The 19,114-nt window shown below is 63.6% G+C and carries 16 protein-coding genes; 5 read left to right on the top strand and 11 right to left on the bottom strand.

Annotated elements, in window-relative coordinates; translation table 11 throughout:
* Positions 1-124: 124 nt before the first annotated feature.
* Together FOY53_RS13245 and FOY53_RS13240 are read left to right on the top strand one after the other, a co-directional pair.
* Positions 125-1,468 carry a M16 family metallopeptidase gene (locus FOY53_RS13245; RefSeq protein WP_146589585.1) on the top strand — a complete coding sequence of 448 codons (1,344 nt, stop codon included), beginning with the start codon at positions 125-127 and terminating at the stop codon, positions 1,466-1,468.
* On the top strand, positions 1,465-2,799 hold the full coding sequence (locus tag FOY53_RS13240) for a M16 family metallopeptidase (protein WP_146589583.1): 1,335 nt from the start codon (positions 1,465-1,467) through the stop codon (positions 2,797-2,799). Before FOY53_RS13245 ends, FOY53_RS13240 begins: the two co-directional genes overlap by 4 nt.
* A 360-nt stretch (positions 2,800-3,159) precedes the next feature.
* Here the strand turns inward: FOY53_RS13240 and dapA are convergent, their stop codons facing one another.
* Complete coding sequence (gene dapA / locus FOY53_RS13235; protein ID WP_146589582.1) at positions 3,160-4,035, bottom strand: 4-hydroxy-tetrahydrodipicolinate synthase; 876 nt, start codon at positions 4,033-4,035, stop codon at positions 3,160-3,162.
* A 141-nt stretch (positions 4,036-4,176) separates the two neighbouring features.
* Between dapA and FOY53_RS13230 the strand changes: the two genes are divergently transcribed.
* The gene (locus FOY53_RS13230) at positions 4,177-6,132 is read left to right on the top strand and encodes a lytic transglycosylase domain-containing protein (RefSeq protein ID WP_146589580.1); all 1,956 of its coding nucleotides are present in this window, start codon (positions 4,177-4,179) and stop codon (positions 6,130-6,132) included.
* 74 nt (positions 6,133-6,206) lie between these two features.
* On the opposite strand, the gene FOY53_RS13225 is transcribed toward FOY53_RS13230, so the two are convergent.
* From FOY53_RS13225 to FOY53_RS13185, 9 genes are all read right to left on the bottom strand, one after another.
* Entirely contained in the window at positions 6,207-6,851 is a 645-nt protein-coding gene (locus tag FOY53_RS13225) for a DUF1523 family protein (RefSeq protein WP_146589578.1), read from the bottom strand.
* Positions 6,852-6,863: 12 nt separating this feature from the next.
* Positions 6,864-7,130, bottom strand: coding sequence for a hypothetical protein (locus tag FOY53_RS13220; protein ID WP_146589576.1), 267 nt, complete (start codon positions 7,128-7,130; stop codon positions 6,864-6,866).
* Between the two features lies 1 nt (position 7,131).
* On the bottom strand, positions 7,132-8,463 hold the full coding sequence (locus FOY53_RS13215) for a DUF6638 family protein (protein WP_146589574.1): 1,332 nt from the start codon (positions 8,461-8,463) through the stop codon (positions 7,132-7,134).
* Positions 8,460-9,338, bottom strand: a complete 879-nt coding sequence (locus tag FOY53_RS13210; protein ID WP_146589572.1) for an exonuclease domain-containing protein — start codon at positions 9,336-9,338, stop codon at positions 8,460-8,462. Before FOY53_RS13210 ends, FOY53_RS13215 begins: the two co-directional genes overlap by 4 nt.
* The gene (locus FOY53_RS13205; RefSeq protein WP_146589570.1) at positions 9,335-11,272 is read right to left on the bottom strand and encodes an AAA family ATPase; all 1,938 of its coding nucleotides are present in this window, start codon (positions 11,270-11,272) and stop codon (positions 9,335-9,337) included. The genes FOY53_RS13210 and FOY53_RS13205 overlap by 4 nt, the downstream gene beginning before the upstream one ends.
* A gap of 69 nt (positions 11,273-11,341) precedes the next feature.
* A complete protein-coding gene (locus FOY53_RS13200; RefSeq protein ID WP_146589568.1) occupies positions 11,342-12,460 on the bottom strand; it encodes a hypothetical protein in 1,119 nt (372 codons plus the stop codon).
* 205 nt (positions 12,461-12,665) lie between these two features.
* The gene (locus tag FOY53_RS13195) at positions 12,666-12,860 is read right to left on the bottom strand and encodes a hypothetical protein (protein ID WP_146589566.1); all 195 of its coding nucleotides are present in this window, start codon (positions 12,858-12,860) and stop codon (positions 12,666-12,668) included.
* Between the two features lie 41 nt (positions 12,861-12,901).
* Positions 12,902-13,978 carry a coiled-coil domain-containing protein gene (locus tag FOY53_RS13190; RefSeq protein WP_146589564.1) on the bottom strand — a complete coding sequence of 359 codons (1,077 nt, stop codon included), beginning with the start codon at positions 13,976-13,978 and terminating at the stop codon, positions 12,902-12,904.
* A 186-nt stretch (positions 13,979-14,164) separates the two neighbouring features.
* Positions 14,165-14,623, bottom strand: a complete 459-nt coding sequence (locus tag FOY53_RS13185) for a MarR family winged helix-turn-helix transcriptional regulator (protein WP_146589562.1) — start codon at positions 14,621-14,623, stop codon at positions 14,165-14,167.
* Between the two features lie 111 nt (positions 14,624-14,734).
* On the opposite strand from FOY53_RS13185, the gene FOY53_RS13180 reads away from it, so the two are divergent.
* Both FOY53_RS13180 and FOY53_RS13175 read left to right on the top strand, forming a co-directional pair.
* Positions 14,735-15,163 carry an Ohr family peroxiredoxin gene (locus FOY53_RS13180; protein WP_146589560.1) on the top strand — a complete coding sequence of 143 codons (429 nt, stop codon included), beginning with the start codon at positions 14,735-14,737 and terminating at the stop codon, positions 15,161-15,163.
* A 124-nt stretch (positions 15,164-15,287) separates the two neighbouring features.
* A complete protein-coding gene (locus tag FOY53_RS13175; RefSeq protein WP_146589558.1) occupies positions 15,288-16,103 on the top strand; it encodes a cyclase family protein in 816 nt (271 codons plus the stop codon).
* 46 nt (positions 16,104-16,149) lie between these two features.
* Here FOY53_RS13175 and FOY53_RS13170 read toward each other — a convergent pair whose 3' ends face one another.
* On the bottom strand, positions 16,150-19,074 hold the full coding sequence (locus FOY53_RS13170) for an error-prone DNA polymerase (RefSeq protein WP_146589556.1): 2,925 nt from the start codon (positions 19,072-19,074) through the stop codon (positions 16,150-16,152).
* Between the last annotated feature and the right edge of the window lie 40 nt (positions 19,075-19,114).

The following is a 19,114-nucleotide window of genomic DNA, read 5'->3' as shown; positions in this document are numbered from 1 at the left end:
GGGGCCGGTCCCGGCCTGGCAGGTCAGCTGACAAATCTGTATAGTTTCTGCCACGCATCGTGACTTGAAGTCCTGCCCCCGCGCCGTAGGTTGAGGGTCAACCGCATCTGGAGGACTTCTGCCCATGCTGAGACGTGCAAGCCTTGTTGCCGCCCTGTCCGCTGTCGCGCTGGCGGCGCAGGCCGAGGATGCAAGAGAACCTGTCACCAGCTTTACGCTGGGCAATGGCATGGAGGTGGTGGTGATCGAAGATCACCGCGCCCCGGCGGTGGTGCACATGGTCTGGTATCGGGCGGGGTCGGCGGACGAGTCGGCCGGGTCTTCGGGGGTTGCACATTTCCTCGAGCATCTGCTGTTCAAGGGCACGCACAGGCGCGCTTCGGGTGAGTTCAGCAAGATTGTCGCGGCCAATGGTGGTACCGACAATGCCTTTACCAGCTTCGACTACACCGGTTACTTTCAGCGCGTTGCCTCGGACCGGCTGGATCTGATGATGGAGATGGAATCCGACCGGATGGTCAACCTGCAGCTGGACGAGGCCGACATCGCGACCGAACGCGACGTGATCATCGAAGAACGCAACACCCGGGTGGAAAACGACCCTGGCGCGCTGTTCTCCGAGCAGCGCAACGCGGCGCAATACCTGAACCACCGGTATGGTGTACCGGTCATCGGCTGGCGTCATGAGATGGAGGCGCTGGATCTGCAAAAGGCGCTGGAGTTTTATCAGCAGAATTACGCGCCGAACAATGCGATCCTGATCGTTGCCGGCGATGCGACCCCCGAAGAGGTGCGTGCCCTCGCCGAAAAACACTATGGGCCGATCCCGGCCAATCCCGCGCTGAAGCCGCGTGCCCGTCCGCAGGAACCGCCGCAGAACACCGAACGGCGTCTGATCTTCCGCGATGCGCGCGTGTCTCAGCCCTATGTGATGCGGACCTACCTGGCGCCGGAACGGGACCCCGGATTGCAGGAGAAGGCCGCGGCGCTGGTGGTGCTGTCAGAGATCCTTGGGGGCGGGCAGACCTCGGTTCTGACCCAGAAGTTGCAGTTCGAAACTCAGACGGCGGTCTACACCTCGGCGTTTTACGATGCGACGTCGCTGGATGACACCACCTTCGGGCTGATCATTGTTCCCTCGGAGGGGGTCAGCCTGCAGGATGCCGAGGCGGCGCTGGATGCGACCGTCGCGCAGTTCATCCAGGATGGTGTCGATCCCGAACAGCTCGAGCGGATCAAGTTCCAGATGAAAGCGCAGCAGATCTATGCCCGGGATTCGGCGGACAAGATTGCCCGCCGTTACGGCGCAGCACTCACCGCCGGCCTGACGGTCGAGGATGTGCAGGCCTGGCCGGATGTGCTGCAGGCAGTGAGCGGGGACGATGTGATTGCCGCCGCGCGGTCGGTCTTTGACCGCAAGAAATCGGTGACCGGCTGGCTGATGGCCGCCGAGGAGGTGGGCCAGTGAAAGCTTTCGTCGCAGTTGTCCTGAGCTTCTTGATCGTGTCACCGGCGGTGGCCGAGATCGAGATCACCGAAGTGACCTCGCCTGGGGGAATTACCGCCTGGCTGGTGCCAGAGCCGTCGATACCCTTCGTCTCGCTCGAGATCCGGTTCAAGGGGGGCGCTTCTCTGGATCTTCCGGACCGACGCGGGGCCACCAACCTGATGGTCGGGCTGCTGGAAGAGGGGGCCGGCGAGATGGATGCGCAGCAGTTTGCTCAGGCGAGCGAAGAACTGGCGGCGCGGTTCAAGTATTCGGTCTACGACGATGCGGTGAGCGTTTCGGCGCAGTTCCTGAGCGAGAACCAGGATTCGGCGCTGGCGCTGCTGCGCGAAACTCTGGTCGCGCCGCGGTTCGACGCGGATGCCATCGAACGGGTTCGGGCACAGGTTTTGTCAGGGTTGCGGTCGGACGCGACCGACCCGGATTCGATTGTCGGCGCGGCCTTTGATCAGGTGATGTTCCCGAACCACCCCTACGGGAGCCGTTACGAAGGCACTCTTGAGTCGGTTTCGGCTCTGACCCGGGATGACATCGTCGCAGCCTGGCAAGGGGCGCTCGCGCGCGACCGGATCTATGTCAGTGCGGCGGGCGACATCACGCCCGAGGCCATGGCCGGATTGCTGGACCGGTTGCTGGGCGATCTGCCTGCGACCGGACGGCCGCAGCCACCGGATATCCCGGTGAAGGCCAGCGCCGGCGTCACGGTGATTCCCTTTGATACGCCGCAGTCCGTCGCGCTGTTCGGGCACGAAGGTATCGGGATGGACGACCCCGATTTCTTCCCGGCCTATCTGATGAATGTGGTCCTTGGCGGCGGCGGCTTTGAGGCGCGGCTGATGACCGAGGTGCGTGAAAAGCGTGGCCTGACCTATGGGGTCTACACCTATCTCGCGACCAAGGATCATGCCGCGCTGGTTGCGGGCCGGGTTGCCTCTGCCAACAACCGCGTGGCCGAGGCCATTCAGGTGATCACGGACGAATGGGCGAAGATGGCGAACGACGGGGTGACGCAGGACGAACTGGATCAGGCCAAGACCTATCTCACTGGCTCCTATCCCCTGCGCTTTGACGGGAACGGGCCGATCGCGGCCATCCTTGCCGGGATGCAGATGGATGATTTTCCCATCGACTACGCCCGGACCCGCAACGCCCGGATCGAGGCGGTGACGCTGGAAGATGTCAAGCGTGTGGCCGCAAGACTGCTGAAACCCGAAGCGCTGCGTTTTGTGGTGGTCGGCCAGCCCGAAGGGTTGCCCGACGCCGCGCAGGTGCTGCCGGTTCCGGGCCAGTAAGACCCGCCCTGCGGCGCTCTCCGGGGAAATTTCCCGGGGGCTCCGGTCCAGGTGGCCGGAGCCTTTCGCATGCCATGCCGGTTGGCGCTGGAAGGTGGCGCTTTGCAAAAGCGGGACGGGCACGCCGCATTCAGTTGTTCGCGGTGATGACCGCCGCAGCTTCCGGCGCGGTCTTCAGGGCAGGTCGGCGTCGGCTGCGCGCTCCGGTTTGTGATCGCAGAGGTTATTCCGTTTGTGCAGGCGTGCGGATGCACCCACCCTTGGAGGGGTGGGTGCATTTCGAGCCGGGTATTTCAAAAGTCTGATGGCTCGGGCGGAAGCGGCCAGAGAGATGGCCCCTCGGACGCCGCCGCTATCCGCTCAGTTCAGCAGACCGGCGTGGCGCAGGCCGGCATCAACCTTGGCGCGGGTTTCGGGCGTCAGCGGCAACAGGGGAGGGCGCACCTCGTCCGAGCACAGCCCGAGTCTGTGCATGGCGTATTTGACCCCGCACAGGCCCGGCTCGGTAAAGATCGCATGGTGCAGCGGCATCAGGCGGTCCTGCAGCATCAGCGCCTTGGCGTAGTCACCCGCCAGCGTCGCCTCCTGGAGGTCGGCGCAGAGTCGCGGCGCGGCATTGGCGGTGACGGAGATGCAGCCGACACCGCCCTGCGCGTTAAAGCCATGCGCCGTGGCATCCTCGCCCGAGACCTGGATAAAGTCCGCCCCGCACGTGATGCGCTGGGCGCAGACCCGGGCAAGGTCGCCGGTGGCATCCTTGACGCCGACGATTCGCGGCAGCTTCGCCAGTTCGCCCATGGTGGCCGGGGTCATGTCGACCGCCGAGCGTCCGGGGATGTTGTAGATGATGATCGGCAGGTCGCAGCAGTCGTGCAGCATCTTGAAATGCGCGTAAAGTCCGGCCTGGGTGGGCTTGTTGTAATAGGGCGTCACCACCAGCACCGCATCGGCGCCGACGCGATCGGCAAACTGCATGAAGCGGATCGCCTCGGAGGTGTTGTTGGACCCCGCGCCGGCAATCACCGGAATGCGGCCCGCCACCGATTTCACGACACAATCCACCACCGCTTCGTGCTCGGTGTGGCTCAGGGTCGGGCTTTCGCCGGTGGTGCCAACGGGCACCAGGCCGTGGCTGCCCTGTGCGATATGCCACTCGACAAGTTTTTTGAGTGTGTCGAAATCCACTGCGCCGTCCTTGAACGGCGTGACCAGGGCAGGCATTGAGCCTTTAAACATGACACGCTCCTTTTTTCGATTCTGCATATGATCGTACAGGGGATTTCCGCGATCTTCCCAAGATCGTGAGTTGTTGCTAGACGTGGGCACGGTATCCTCTGGGCCGTGTCTATCCAGTTTCAGCGGGGAAATTGCAAGCTTATGTCGCGCATTCTGACCCTGATCTTCCTGCTTGTGACCTCTATGGCAGCCGCGCAGGGCGCTGACAGACCGATGAGCCGGGCGATGGACGCGCTGCGCCAGGGCAACTGGGCCGCGGCGCAGATCGCGGCGCGCGGCGACGGACAACCGGCGGTGGATGTGATCATGTGGCATTATCTGCGCGCCGGGCTGGGGTCTGCGTCGCAGGTCATGGATTTTGTCGACCGCAACGGCAACTGGCCGGGCATGGATTACCTGCGCGAAAAAAGCGAAGAGGCGATGGTCGAGGCCTCGCATGCCGATGTCGAGGCGTTCTTTGCCGATTATCCGCCGCAGACCGGAACCGGCGCGCTGTCGCTGGCGCGGGCGTATCTGCAGGACGGCCAGACCGGTGCCGCCGAGGCGACAGTTGTGCTGGCATGGCGCACGCTGTCACTGTCCTCGGAAGAGCGCGCGGCGTTTCTGGCGCAACACGGCGCGCTGCTGAAACCGCATCATCAGGCGCGGCTGGACATGGCCCTGTGGAAGGGCTGGACCGCCAATGCCCGTGGAATGCTCGGGCTGGTGGATGACGACCACCGCGCCCTGGCCGAGGCGCGGATGGGCCTGATGGACAGTGCCGCCGGCGTTGACGGGCTGATTGCGCGGGTGCCGGCAGCGTTGCAGAATGATCCGGGGCTTGCCCATGCGCGGTTTGAATGGCGGATGCGCAAGAACCGCGATGCCGATGCAACCGAGCTGCTGCTGGAGCGCTCGACCAGTGCCGAGGCTCTGGGGGAGCCCTCTGCCTGGGGCAACCGGCGCCGGTCGCTCGCGCGTGACCAGATGCGCGGCGGCAACCCGACACTGGCGTACCGCATTGCATCGACCCATTACATGGTCGAGGGATCGGATTACGCCGACCTCGAATGGCTCTCGGGCTATCTGGCGCTGCGGTTTCTCGAAAAACCGCAACTGGCACTGGAGCACTTCCAGCATCTGCGCAAAGCGGTGGATTCGCCGATTTCGCTGGGGCGCGCCGGCTATTGGATCGGCCGCGCACAGGAGGCGTTGGGCAACACTGACGCGGCGCAAGAGGCCTATGGATTCGGCGGCCAGTACCAGACCTCGTTCTACGGGTTGCTGGCGGCGGAAAAGGCCGGGTTGCCTGCCGATCCCCGCCTGTCGGGCCAGGAGGGGTTCCCGCCCTGGCGCGAGGCGGCCTATACCAGGTCGTCGGTCTACCAGGCGGCGGTCCTGCTTCTGGCGGCGGGCGAGGACGATCTGGCCAACAGGTTCTTCACCCATCTTTCCGAGTCGCTGAACCGGACGGAAATCGGCCAGATGGGCGACATGCTGGCCGAGATGAACCGGCCGCATCTGCAGGTGATGCTGGGCAAGCGCGCGGCGCAGTCCGGGATCGAGGTGCCGGGCCCGTACTATGCGCTTCACCCTCTGGCCGAGGACCCGCATCCGGTCCCGACCGAGATCGTCCTGGCGATCGCCCGGCGCGAATCTGAGTTCAACCCGGCGGTGGTCTCTGGCGTCGGGGCGCGCGGGCTGATGCAGGTGATGCCGCGCACCGCCGAAGAAGTCTCGGGCTGGATCGGCGAGCCGTTCTCGCTTTCGGGGTTGCTGGACGATCCGGAGTACAACGCTCGGCTGGGCGCGGCATATCTGGCGTCGCTGGCGCGCCAGTTCGATGGCAACGTGGTGATGATGGCGGCGGGCTACAACGCCGGACCCAGCCGCCCGTCGGGCTGGATGAAACTCTACGGCGACCCGCGCCGGGGCGAGATCGACGTGGTGGATTTCATCGAATTCATCCCGTTCCGCGAGACCCAGAACTATGTGATGCGCGTCGCCGAAAGCCTGCCGGTCTACCGCGCCCGCCTTGGCAAGACGGCGCTGCCGGTACCCTTCTCGCAAGAGTTGGTCGGGTCGACCCTGCCGGAACTGGCCCGCAACGGCGAATAGGTGCCGTTGCCGCCCGCGGGGGATGGCGCGGTCTCAGCGCGTGAAATCCCCGCCGCGCGGCGGCGACGGGTCCATCACTTGGATTTCCAGCTGTCGATCCAGCGGCCGAACCGTCCGCGCCGTTCGGCAAACCGGTCACCCGCCGCCTCCAGACCTTGGTTCATGTCCGCCAGCACCGGGTTCACCCGATTGCGACGGAACCGGCGCCAGCGCGCCCAGATGGCCCAGAACACCGCGGCCAGAAGCGTCAGGATGATGATGTTGACCCAGGGAATGATCCGCACATCCGGGCTTGCCACCGGGCGGATCCCGACAGCATTGGGAAAAATGGTGAAGAATTCGTTGCGCCAGCCATAGTGGGTCAGCACCGCCCATTGCGGCGCCGCTGCGGTGGAACGCAGGTCAGCCGCCTCGGCCTGCAGGTTCGAGGTGTCGAACTTGAAATACGGCGGCCAGCCCCAGCCTGTGTCCTCGTTGCGGTAGACCATGACATCATCGCCCGCCCGCCGCGTCTGGATAAAGAACACGTCGCGGTTGGCCATGGTCCCGTCTGTCCCGATATCGGCCTGTGCCCAGAACCAGCGGTTCTCGCCCGGATCCACCCGCTTTTCATAGGTGTCGGTGACGCGCACGATGTCGTGCTGTGGCAGGGTATAGTGCAGGAACGCCCCGACGATGCCCCAGAACAGCAGGATGAAGACCCATTTGACGTAGACCATTGCGGTCTCCTCTCAGTAGAAATTGATGAGGTAGATGATCACCACCATCAGCGTGAACGGCACCACATAGACCCCGAGAATCAACTTGCGCCGCAGCGACCCGTCGTAATCCTTCAGCCCCTGCTGCACAAAGGCATCGCGATCGCCGACCTTGCCCCCGGCTTCCCACTCCGCTTCCAGCTTGCCGCGCCGCACCGACCTCGAATAGAGCGAAACGCCGATATAGACCAGCGTCAGCACGACAAAGGCGCCAAACATCAGCTGCAGGAATGCGATCATATCAGGGCCTCCGCGCCGCGCCCCAGGGGCCGACCCGTGCTACCGGATCGGGCACGACCTCTTCGGCCATCGGGGCGTCATGGCCAAAGAGTGCGCGCCGCGCACCCGCCTTGTCCACCTGATACTCGCGCGTCAGGAAGTCGACGACATAGCTTTTCTTTGTCTCACCCCAGGTGCGGTACAGGCTGTAGAACAGTTCCTTGTGGCAGATGAACAGCTGGCGGATGTCCTTGGGCGCCAGTTCCGCCAGCAGCATGTTGACAAGATCCCTGTCGGCGTGATCCCCGGCGCGCAGAGTGTAGAAATACGCCGGATGATCCGATGTCAGATGCGGCCAGGGGCCGTCACCTTCGGCCCAGGTGGTGAGGGCGTTCAGCCCGTGCCACTCGGGGGGCAGGTCTGAGGCGTGGCGCCGCGCCAGCAGGCGGATGTCGCGCCGCGTGGCGCCGGTGAGGTCGATGCCGGCGTCCTGCGCCGCATCCACGGTGACAAAATCCATCTTTTGCCGCAGGATCGCCGCCGCATCCACACCGCGCGCCCGAACGATGGGTTCGACCAGGCCGTTGACCTCGAGAAAGGCGGCGACGCGGTTGTGCGCGCCTATCGACAGCACCGATTTGATCGGCAGGTCGCCGGGCACCGCGCCCGACAGGATCGCCGCGGGCTCGGGCAGGGTGCGAAAGATGTAGATGCCGCCAAAATGCGCGGTCCAGAAGTTGCCCTGGCTGAAGTCCATATGCTTCAGCCGCACCGGGTTGCGCACCACGTCGCCGGTCTTTTTCGCAAGGCTGATCATCTCGGCGATCAGCACATCGTCATACCAGGCATCGTCCTCGGTCTGGAACCGGTCGACCATCGCCGCCAGCGCGTCGGCATCGCGCAGGGTACCGCTCGAGGTGTCGGCCTCGATCCGGATCCGGCGGATATCGAACAGCCGCGCCGGGTCGCTGACGTCATGCACCGAATTCACCAGTTCGCCCCCCACCGCATCGCGGGTTGTCAGGGCGAAAAGCTGCGCCTCGTTGGCCTCGATGAACTGCCGCAGGATGCCGCGCGAGGTCGAGAATTTGGCGTTGAGCAGCGGCGCGGACTTCTGCTGGGTGCTGAGCAGGATGAACTGGCGGTTCACCCCGTTGGGATTGAGGTAGAGCGGGTCGTCGAATTCGTCCCCGATCTCGGGCGAGAAACCGGAGATGTCGATGTGGAATTCAGCGAGGGTGGTCGCTCTGCCGGTGAGATGTTTCAGCGCCCGGTTGTAACGCTCGACCAGCGCGGGCGAGTCGATGCGCAGAAGGTTGCCGAACATCAGGCCGGTGTCGATGAGGCGTTTCATTCCGCCTCGCCAGCCAAATGTATTTTTGCAAGTTCCCAAAAGTCGTCCTCGGAAAGAAAGGAGATTTCTTGCCCCGCGTTCCTAAGGGATTCTGCCTTTCTTTGTTTCGATGATTTTGCGTAGCCGATTAGAGAGTCCAAATTTTGAATTCCTGCGCAAATATAACTCGTATTTTTAGTCACGCCTGGTCGAACATCAAATCCTAATTGCTGCTCCACATCAGCTGCGGTTTGTCTTGCGATGACTAGACTGCCGGTAAAAACAATAGTTTCCCCGTAAAACGGTGCATTGGGATCGCCCTCGCGTTTGACATCACTCCTTAAATTTTGACCTGTGATCGGCATTTTGACCAATTCCAGCCAATCTGCCGCCAGCGTTCCACTTTCTGTCAAGGCTTTGCAAAAAATCAAACCAGCTGCCTTTGCATCCGAAACCGCGTCATGGTGGTCCAATTCAATTCCGAAATGGTTCGCTAGCGACTTTAGAGAGTAGCCCTTCCGAGAAAACTCGGACCATGTTCTCCTCACTATTTTAGTATTGTCCAGCCAATCACACTTGATAGGCGGTAAAAAATGTTTGTCGTAGCAGCGATTGAATGCAGTGAAATCAAAATGCCCATGGTGAACGACAATTTTTTCTCTTAGTGATGCGGATATTTCTTGGTAGGCTTCTTTGAAATTCATTTTGCCAGCAACATCTTTTTGATTGATGCCGTGTATGCCTACGTTAAATGGGTCAAAATAGCTCTGCGGATCGATTAAATAGTTCTTTGACGAAATAATTGCGCCATTTTCGAAGTTAACAATGCCGACTTGACATATAGACGAATAGTCGGCGTTCGCTGTCTCCACGTCAATTACTGAAAACCTGTTCACCCCTTACCCTCCAGATACCTTTTCTTCGCCGCGTCCTGCCGCCCGAAGTCCCGCACCATCGCCTCGATCGCCGCCTCGTCCGACTTGTCGGCGTAACGGAATTCGGAATCGGCGTAGCGGTTGATCTCCTGTATCACCATCTCGACGGTGATCGGCCGACGCAACTCCGAGATCATCGCCGATTTCACCTCGTAGGGCTGGAACAGGAACAGCTCCGGCTGCTCCATCCACTCATCCGGCAGCTCGAAATCCATCGCCCGCACCTTGACCGCGTCGGTGATGTTCTTGATCGCCCGACCGGTGAACCGCGCGTCGGCCTGCTGGATCGCTTTCAGATAGGTCCCGAGCTTGGCAATGGTGTCCAGATCCCCGACCGAGGACCGCACCCGTTCGAACACCTCCAGCAGACCGGCTTCGTGAGGGCGCGCATGCGACTCGAACGACGCCGCCACCGCCCGCTTGATCTCCTGCGCCGCGAACAGATCGTGGTCGCCCAACGGGATGTCGTGCCGCTTGCCCATCAGCAGCGCCAGGATGTCGATGTAGTCCTCGCGGGTCTGCGGGCCGTCGACCAGGAACCGGGCGCCGGCGCGCTGGCGCAGGGCATCGTCGACATTCTCGGGGTAGTTGCTGAACATGCCAAAGGTACAATTGCCGCGCACCACGGTGTTGGCGCCGGCAAAACTCTCCATCAGCACGGCGGTGATTTCCAGCTGCCCGGCGGACGACTGCCGGTCACCGCGCTTGCCCGCCAGCTGGTCGATGTCGTCGATGGTGCCAAAGCCGATCACCGCAGGGTCGAGGATGTGGTCGATGAAGGCCTTGGCATTCTGCCCCGATTTGCCCTGATAGCTGTCGATGTTCTCGGTGCTCAGGTTCTGGTAGCGGAACGGGTAGCCGGCGGTCTCGCAATAGCCGTGCAACAGGCCGGCCATCATCTGGATCAGCGTGGTCTTGCCGGTACCGGGCTTGCCGTCGCCCATGAAGGTGAAGATGAAGCCGCCGAGGTCGGCAAACGGGTTCAGCCGACGCTCAAAGTCATAGGCCATCAGCATCTTGGCCAGCCGCAGCGCCTGATACTTGGCGATGTGGTTGCCGACCACCTCTTGCGGTGTCTTGAACTGCATGGTCAGGGTGGTGCCGCGGGCCTGTGTCGCGGGGGTAAAGCCGCGCAGGGTCAGATCATCCGCCGCGACCCGCCAGCTGGCAGTGGAAAAGGCCGCCAGCCGGGGCGCGCCCTGCGACCGCAGCGCGACCTTGGCCATCAGGGCTTCGGCAAAGGCGATCAGGGTCGCTACCAGATGCGCGTCGTCCCGTGCATGGGCGGCGATTTCCTGATCCAGCTGCCAGAGTGCGCCATGCAGGGCGAGACCGGCGTTGTCAGTGAGTACCTCTTCGACCTCACCCAGGGTGACCGGAGTCTCCGACGCGTGCAGAGCCAGCAGGAACCCCAGCGCATTGGCAAAGACATGGGTGACGGCCAGCGCTTCGGCCGCCAGCAGTTCGGTGAACTCTGCCTTGCGCTCATTGCCGAGCGGCCCCTGCAGGTTGGCGCGCTTGAGATCGCCGAGGCCGGTGGCGTCGCTGAAGGTGTCACCAAGGGCCAGCGCAATGGCCAGGGCCCGGCGCAGCGCCGTGATCACCGTGGCCTGCATCGGTGTGACCAGTGGATCGCTTTCATCGACCGCTTCGATCCGGGCGATCAGCTGCACCCCTTCGGGCCGTGCCGTGCTCCGGGTCACCAGCCCCGGCGTCGTGCTGCGGAAGCGGCGGGCCGAGGGGATCCCGGGCGAGCGGTCCTCGACGCGCGCAGGCGTCCGCGGTCTGGCAATCCGCGGCACATGGTCAAAACCCTCCAGCAGGGCCACGGCGGCGGAATACTGTTTGCGGATATCCACCTCGCGCAGTTCCATCAGATCGGATGTCTGGCTCATCTTGCACCGTCCCCCTGTTTCTTCTCTTTCCAAATACTCACGTGACCGGCCTCTCCACCCGCCCGGCCGTCAGTAGCTGAGCACCCGGCCTCCCGGGCTGACCACGAACTTGCGCACCGAGGCGAATCCCGGCGGCGCTTTTTCGGCCAGAACCTGATACGGGCGTTCGGGCAGCACGATCATCCGTTCGCTGCGGGTGGCACCGGTTTCGACCCCGCGTCCGGAAAACGGGTCCAGCGCAAAGATCTCGCGCTGGACCTTGCCGAACCAGCCGGTGCGTTCCTCGCGCACCCGCTCGCTTTCCAGCTCTTCCAGCGTCCAGGCCAGCGCCCAGTCCTGTCCGGCGGGGGCATGGGCTTCGGCCAGCACATCGCGGATCGGGCCGGACTGGCGGGTATAGGCATGGGAATACATTGGTCCCAGGTGCAGCCTACGCAGGCGCTTGGGGTGCAGATCGGCAAAGCTTTCGTCAAAGCCCCTGGCGATCGTCAGCAGTTTGAGACCGCCCAGAGCCTGGCCCATCAGATGGGTCTGCACCTCGGGCCAGCGGCGCTGGTCCCGGGGCAGGGCATCGCGGCCGGAATCCTCGACCTCCATCAGGTAGACCACCGGCAGGTTGATCACCGAGTCGTAGACCGCCCAGTGCAGCAGGTAGCGCCGCCGAGGCTCGGAGCCCGACAGCCAGAGCGCCACCGGATCGTTGCGCGGCCAGAACAGTTTGCCGCGCGCCAGTTCCTCGTAGTAGAGCCGCTGGCTGAGAGCGTATTGCAGCCGCGTCGGCAGGCTCTGCTCGCCGATGATCTGTGCCACCATCTGGTCCTTGAGCACCGTTGCCGAGGGCAGTCCTTCCAGATGCCGCTCTGCCTGCAGCGCGTCGTTCGCCATCACCAGAAGTTCCGAGGCAACCGGAAAACCCGACTCGTGGTCGTCCATGGTGAGTGAGCCGAAAAACTGCCCGGTGTCACGTCCGACCAGCAGATACTTGTAGCTGAGCGCGCGAAAGGCAAAGGCGATGCCCTGCACGTAACGCGCCAGCACCTCGACCTCTTCGCGGCTCAACCGGCCTTCGGAATGCAACACCGCGGCGACGCGGGTCAGATGCCCGGTGATCGCCTCGAACTTGGCAAAGTACCGGCGCGAGGCAAAGGTGTCGGACAGGCCCACATGGTCATTTCCGGACTCAATCACCACCGTCTCCTCCGCCACAACCGCCGTCGTCGTCGAGCCAGGATCCCGGAGAGCCGGCGTCTCCGTTTCTGTCCTTGCGCCGAGGCCGGGGGCGCGATCCGATCCAGACCACCAAAGCCATCATCAACACCGCAGATCCGAGAATCACCAGGGCAACTGTCCATTGGCTCATTGGGGGCGCCGCCGGGTGCAGGCGTGCTGCGGGTCACTCATCGTCACCGCTCCCGACTCCTTCTTCGCTGTCATATCCGGCGTCCCCACCGACGTCCGGCGTGATTCCGGGGCGGAACAGGATCGCGAGACTGCCGACGGCGGGCAGAAGAAACGCCCGTTTCAGCCAGTCGCCCGAGACCTCCAGAACGGTCGGCAGGGGGCAGAGCACAAGCGCCAGCGGCGTCACCCAAAAGCCCCGGCTCCGGCGCGCCCCGGTATGTCACCGGTTCAGCCCCCATAGAGGTTCTTGTCGTGTTTCTCGACAATCGCCGCAAACCTGCGGGCAAAGCGTTCGTCGGCCTTGGCCTTGGCTTCGAGCACTTCGCGGGCAAAGACCATGTGATCCTCGTGCTTTTCCATCATGTCGGCCATGCGCTGGTTGGTGGCGGTGCCGATCGCGGCCATGGCGCTTTGCGCCTCCTGATCGGTCTGCACACCGATTTCGTTGATCCGGTGCGCCACGTCCTGCTGCTGTGCCGTCTTCAGCGACTTGGACAGGGCATCATACAGCACCACGCGCTGCTTGGTGTCGGTCTGCAGCTTGTTGATCAGCACCATCTGTGTGGCCGCCTGGTTCTGCAGGGAATCGATCCAGGTCTTGCCCTTTTCGATATAGCGTTCAAGCGTCTGGGATTTTGCCAGTTTCACCTGTTCGTCCTGCACCATCGCGTTGTAGGTGCGGTTCAGATCGGCCAGTTCGGTTTCCAGCTTGGTGCGCGCGGCGGCGTCCTGCTCCATGGAAATGCGGCTCTCGAGGTCGATGATCCTCGGATCCAGCGCCAATATCTGCGCCTTCACCGATTCAAGCGCGCCGACAGTGCTTTCGCGCTCGTCGAGGGTTTCACTCAGATTGCTTTCCACCCGGTCTTTCTGCTGGTTCAGCAGCTGCAACTGACCTTCGAGCAATCTGACGATCACATCCGACTTGCCGATCAGGTCCTGAAGCTTGTCGTCGATGCTGGCCATGCGGATGCGGTCCTGCCGCATGGAATCCGACTTGCCCTTGGAAAAGATGCCGACAAAACTTTCCCAGCCGGTCTTGTTGCGCATCTCGTCAAAATCGCGGGAAAAGGCCGAGGTCACATCGTCCAGTCCCATGATCAGCTCGGCGATATTGGCGTTCATCACGTTGGTGTGGCTGTGCACATCGTCCAGCGTGGCATTTTCAATATCTATCGTGACATCGTCGCCGGTCTTCATTTTCGCACGTGTCGTTTCGATCCGGCTGGTCAGCTCGGAAATCTTGGCCTGGGCCTCGGCGACCTGGGCCTGACTCTCGCGGACCTGGGCTTCAAAATCTGACATGGCTGGGGTCTCCTCCTGGGGCAGTCGCAGCGGGCGCGTCGGGCCGCGCCGGACTGACATGGGTAATGTTATGTCGATTTACATCTGGCGCGGTCTAAAAATTCTTATTGCGATCCTGCCCTGAAACAAAATCGCATCGCAATGTATTTTATGGGTCGGGCGACGCCACCGGCCGACTGCACGGGGCTATGTCTGTGTCAGCCCCAGCCGCAACTTGCGCAGCTGTACCTGCAGGTTGTGCAATTCACTGAGGCTCAGTCCGGTGGCGGCAGCGGCGCAGTCGGGCACATGCGCGGCCTGCTCCTGTTGTGCGCGCCCCGCAGCGGTCAACCCGACCGAGACCCGCCGTTCGTCCGTGCTGTCACGGAGGCGCTGCAAAAGCCCCCGGCCTTCCAGACGCTTGAGCACAGGCGTCAGCGTGTTGGAATCAAGCCCCAGCCTTTGCCCGATCTGGCCAACCGTCAGCGGCGTTTCAGCCCAGAGAGTCACCATCACCAGATATTGTGGATAGGTCAGGCCGAGCGGCTCAAGCAGGGGCGTGTAGACCCGACCAAACGCGTTGTTCGCGGCATAAAGGTCAAAGCACATCATATGCTCCAGCCTTTGGGGCGCTCTCCTGCCGGTGCTGGTGGGGGGGGTGCTCATGGTTCAGAAATATATCCTGTGCGATGCATCCGCAATCCTTGACCTTTGTCGTCGACGTGTCATCTCTGTCGTGTGCGATATAAACGTACACGATCTAATTGAGGAGGCATCATGCCGACCAAAATCATCTACAGTACCGCTGCCACGGCGACAGGCGGCGGCCGCGACGGACATTCGCAGACGGACGACGGCACATTTTCGGTGGATCTGACGGTGCCCAAGGAAATGGGCGGCCCCGGTGGCGATGGCCCGAACCCGGAAAAGCTGTTTGCGACCGGCTATGCCGGCTGCTTCCTTGGAGCGATGCGGTTCTATGCGGCACAGAAAAAGCTGACGGTTCCGGACGATGCCAAAGTGCATGTCGAAGTTGGAATCGGCCCGCGCGAAGATCTGGGCTTTGGCCTGGATGTGAAGATCAAGGTCGAGCTGCCCGGTGTCGATCCGGAAACCGCCAAAGACATTATCGCGGGAGGCCACGGTGTCTGCCCCTATTCCAATGCCGTCACCAAAGGCCTGAGCGTCACGCCCGAACTGGTCTGACGTCACGCGGTATGGTGACTGCTGTTCCCCCGCCCGCCATTGCGCCGGGCGGGGTTTTTTTATCGAATCCCCGGTTTCTGGTTTAAGCTGGTTGCAGGTTCAACCAACCTCGGGAGGAAATCCGATGTGTGACGCCTGTGTGATGTCTGCCGTGAAAGAGCGTATGCTGTCGCGGCGCAGTTTCTTCCAGAATGCCGGACTGGCCGGTGCGGCGGCGGCGCTGGGTGCGGTCGGCGCGCCGACGGCGGCCCGGGCGGCGGCCCACTCAGGGCTGACCGATCTGACCCATACGCTGTCGGCGGAATTTCCAACCTTCTTCGGCACCCCCGGCTTTGCGGCGGAACAACTCTACAAGTTTGAAAAGGACGGTTTCAACCTGTTCAACCTGACAGTGAACGAGCACACCGGCACCCACGTCGATGCGCCACTGCATTTTTCGGCCGACGGCATCTCGGTGGACGAGATTCCGGTGATGTCGCTGATGGCGCCGCTCTGTGTCATCGACATTTCGGCCCGCGCGTCCGAGGACGCCGACACCACCTTGACGCCGGACGATCTGCAGGCCTGGATCGACGCGAACGGTCCGATCCCCGATCAGGCCTGCGTGGCGCTGTATTCCGGCTGGGGCGCCAAGGTGAAAACCGAAGGATTCCGCAATTTCGACGGCACCGCGATGCATTTTCCCGGCTTCCACGTCGAAGCGGCGCAGATGCTGCTCGAAACCGGTGCCGCGTCGATCGCTTCGGACACGCTGTCGCTGGACCCGGGAATTTCGCCGGATTTTGCCACCCATTATGCCTGGTTGCCGCAGGGCCGGTTCGGCATCGAATGCATCGCCAACCTGGACAGGGTGCCGACGGCGGGCGCGACGGTGTTCATCGGTGCGTCCAAACATGCAGGCGGCAGCGGTGGCCCGGCTCGGATCCTGGCGGTGGTCTGATCGCGGCGCCGGACGGGGGCGTCGGGCCTGACGCCCGCCTGCGGGTTCACTCCGGGGTCCAGGGCGCTGCGCCGTCCTCTGGGGTCAGCAGGTGCCGCAGCAGGGCCAGCGGATGGCGGCGCAGGGTCAGGCGCATGGCGACGTAATCCTCGACCACCTGTTCGCCCTCGGTCATTTCGGGCAACAGCGCGGCAGGCTCGTTCATCATCTCGCCGCCCATATCCCCGGCAAAAAGCGGCAGCGGGGCATCGCCGACAAGCGCCCTGGCCTCCCACAATGCCTCGCGGCGGGTGAGGCCGATGTCGGCGAACACATCCGCCTCGGCCAGCCGGGCCAGCACCGGCGGGGTCAGGCCCGCCCGGCGCCAGACGTCACGCACGGTGAGATACCCGTTGCCGCGCGCCGCCGTCAGCCAGGCGGCATCCTCCTCGCGCAGTCCCTTGATCTGGCGGAAACCCAGCCGCAGCGCCAGCCCGCCGCGCCCGTCGGGTTCCATCGCATTGTCCCAATAGCTGTCGTTGACGCTGACGGGGCGCACCTCGACGCCGTGTTCGCGGGCGTCCCGCACGATCTGCGCCGGGGCATAGAACCCCATCGGCTGCGCGTTCAGCAGGGCGCAGGCGAACAGTTCGGGATGGTGGCACTTGAGCCAGGCCGAGGCATAGACCAGCAGCGCAAAGCTCGCCGCGTGGCTTTCCGGAAAGCCATAGGAGCCAAAGCCCTCGATCTGGGAAAAGCAGCGCTCGGCAAAATCGGCCTCGTAGCCGTTGGCGCGCATCCCGCGCAGGAACCGGTCGCGGAATTCGCTGACGCTGCCGTGTTTCTTGAAGGTGGCCAGAGAGCGGCGCAAGCGGTCCGCCTCGGTCGGGGTAAAGTTGGCGCCGATGATGGCGATCTGCATCGCCTGTTCCTGAAACAGCGGCACGCCCAGCGTCTTGCCCAGCACCTGCCCCAGCGCGTCCGAGGGGAACGAGACGGCCTCTTCTCCGTTGCGCCGCCGGATGTAGGGATGCACCATGTCGCCCTGGATCGGGCCGGGGCGGATGATCGCCACCTCGATCACCAGATCGTAGAAGTTGCGCGGCCGCATGCGGGGAAGAAAGTTCATCTGGGCCCGGGATTCGACCTGGAACACCCCCACGGAATCGGCGCGGCACAGCATGTCATAGACCTCGGGGTCCTCCGGCGGCAGAGTGGCAAGGGTGTAGGTCTTGCCATAGTGCCGGCTCATCAGGGCAAAGGCCTTGCGGATGCAGGTGAGCATGCCAAGCGACAGCACATCGACCTTGAGGATGCCGAGGCTGTCGATGTCGTCCTTGTCCCAGCAGATGACGGTGCGGTCCTCCATCGTGGCATTCTCGATCGGCACCAGTTCGTCGAGCCGCCCTTCGGTGATGATGAAGCCACCGACATGCTGGCTCAGATGCCGGGGGAAGCCGATGATCTCGTGGATCAGCTGCATCGTCAGTTGCAGCCGCCGGTCGGTGGGGTCCAGCCCGATTTCGCGCATCCGCTGGTCTTCGAGCCCCCGGCTCGAGAAGAAGCCCCAGAGCTGGGAGGAAAGCGCACCAACGGTGTCCCGGCTCAGACCCATGGCCGCGCCGACCTCGCGGATGGCGCGTTTGCCGCGATAATGGATCACCGTGGCGCAGAGGCCGGCGCGGTGGCGGCCATAGCGCTCGTAGATGTGCTGGATCACCTCTTCGCGGCGCTCGTGTTCGAAATCGACGTCGATGTCGGGCGGCTCGTCCCGTGCCTCGGAGACAAAGCGTTCAAACACCATGGTGCCGATTTCGGGGCTGACAGAGGTCACGCCAAGGCAGTAGCAGACCACCGAATTCGCCGCCGAGCCGCGGCCCTGACACAGGATGCCGCGGTCGCGGGCAAAGGCGACGATGTCACGCACGGTGAGAAAGTAGGGCTCGTATTTCAGCCTGGCGATCAGGTCGAGCTCGTGGGCGAGCATGGCCTGGACCTTGTCGGGGGCACCGTAGGGATACCGCCATTTCAGCCCGGCCCGGGCGAGACGTGCCAGCCGCTGCTGCGCGGTTTCGCCCTTGGCGACCTCGCTGGGGTATTCATAGCGCAGGGCGCCAAGATCGAAGTCACAGCGCTCGGCAAGGGCGTCGGCGCGGCTGACGGCATCGCAGTGGATCCCGAGAAGGGTGCGCATTTCGGCCTCGCTGCGCAGCCGCAGTTCGCTGTTGGCGAGGGCGGCCCGGCCCAGCTGTTCGACGCGGCAGCCCAGCCGGATGGCGCATAGCACATCCGCCAGACGGCGGCGGCGGCCATGGTGCATGCGCGGACAGGCCGAAGCGACGGTGGGCAGGCCCAGATCCGCGGCGAGTGCGGCGAGGCTGTCGAAGCGCGCGCGGTCCTGCCCGTCGTACTGCGGGCTCAGCACAAGGTGCATCTGCTTGCCAAGGCGGCGCGTCAGCCGTTCCGCCTGTGTCCGCCATCCAACCGCGCCGGGCTGCAGGGTTCGCGGCTGTGGCGGGCCGTGCAGCAGCAGCTCGAGCCCCTCGGCTCCGTCCAGAAGGTCCGGCAGGCGCAGATCGCAGTGTCCCTTCTGTGCCCGCAGCCGCCCCTGCGAGATCAGGCGGCAGAGCCGGGCCCAGCCGCTGCGGGAGGCGGCAAGCGCGGTGATTTCGATGCCTTCGGCAAAGACCAGCCGGGCAGCGGGGATCAGCCGGGGGATGTTGTAAACCGGCGCCGAGGCGGGCGCGGGCAGGTGCGGTGGCGCGGGCGGGCCAACCAGGCCCTGTGCGGCGTCAAAGGCCTGCCGTTCGGCGACCTGGCGGGCAATCTCGCGCCCTGCGGTAAAGGCACGCACAATGCCGGCGACAGAGTTCTCGTCGGCGATGGCGATGGCCTTGAGACCCAGCAGGGCGGCGCGCTGCATGTATTCCTCGGGGTGAGAGGCCCCGGTGAGAAAGGTGAAGTTCGAAGTGATGGACAGTTCTGCGGTCATGGTGAGTCGCAGTATGTTCTATTTTTGTTCCGGATTTGAG

Source organism: Puniceibacterium confluentis (genome assembly GCF_007923445.1).
In the GTDB taxonomy this organism is placed as follows: domain Bacteria; phylum Pseudomonadota; class Alphaproteobacteria; order Rhodobacterales; family Rhodobacteraceae; genus Puniceibacterium; species Puniceibacterium confluentis.
Note: the sequence above shows the minus strand (reverse complement) of the source record. Positions and strands in the feature narration are given on the sequence as shown.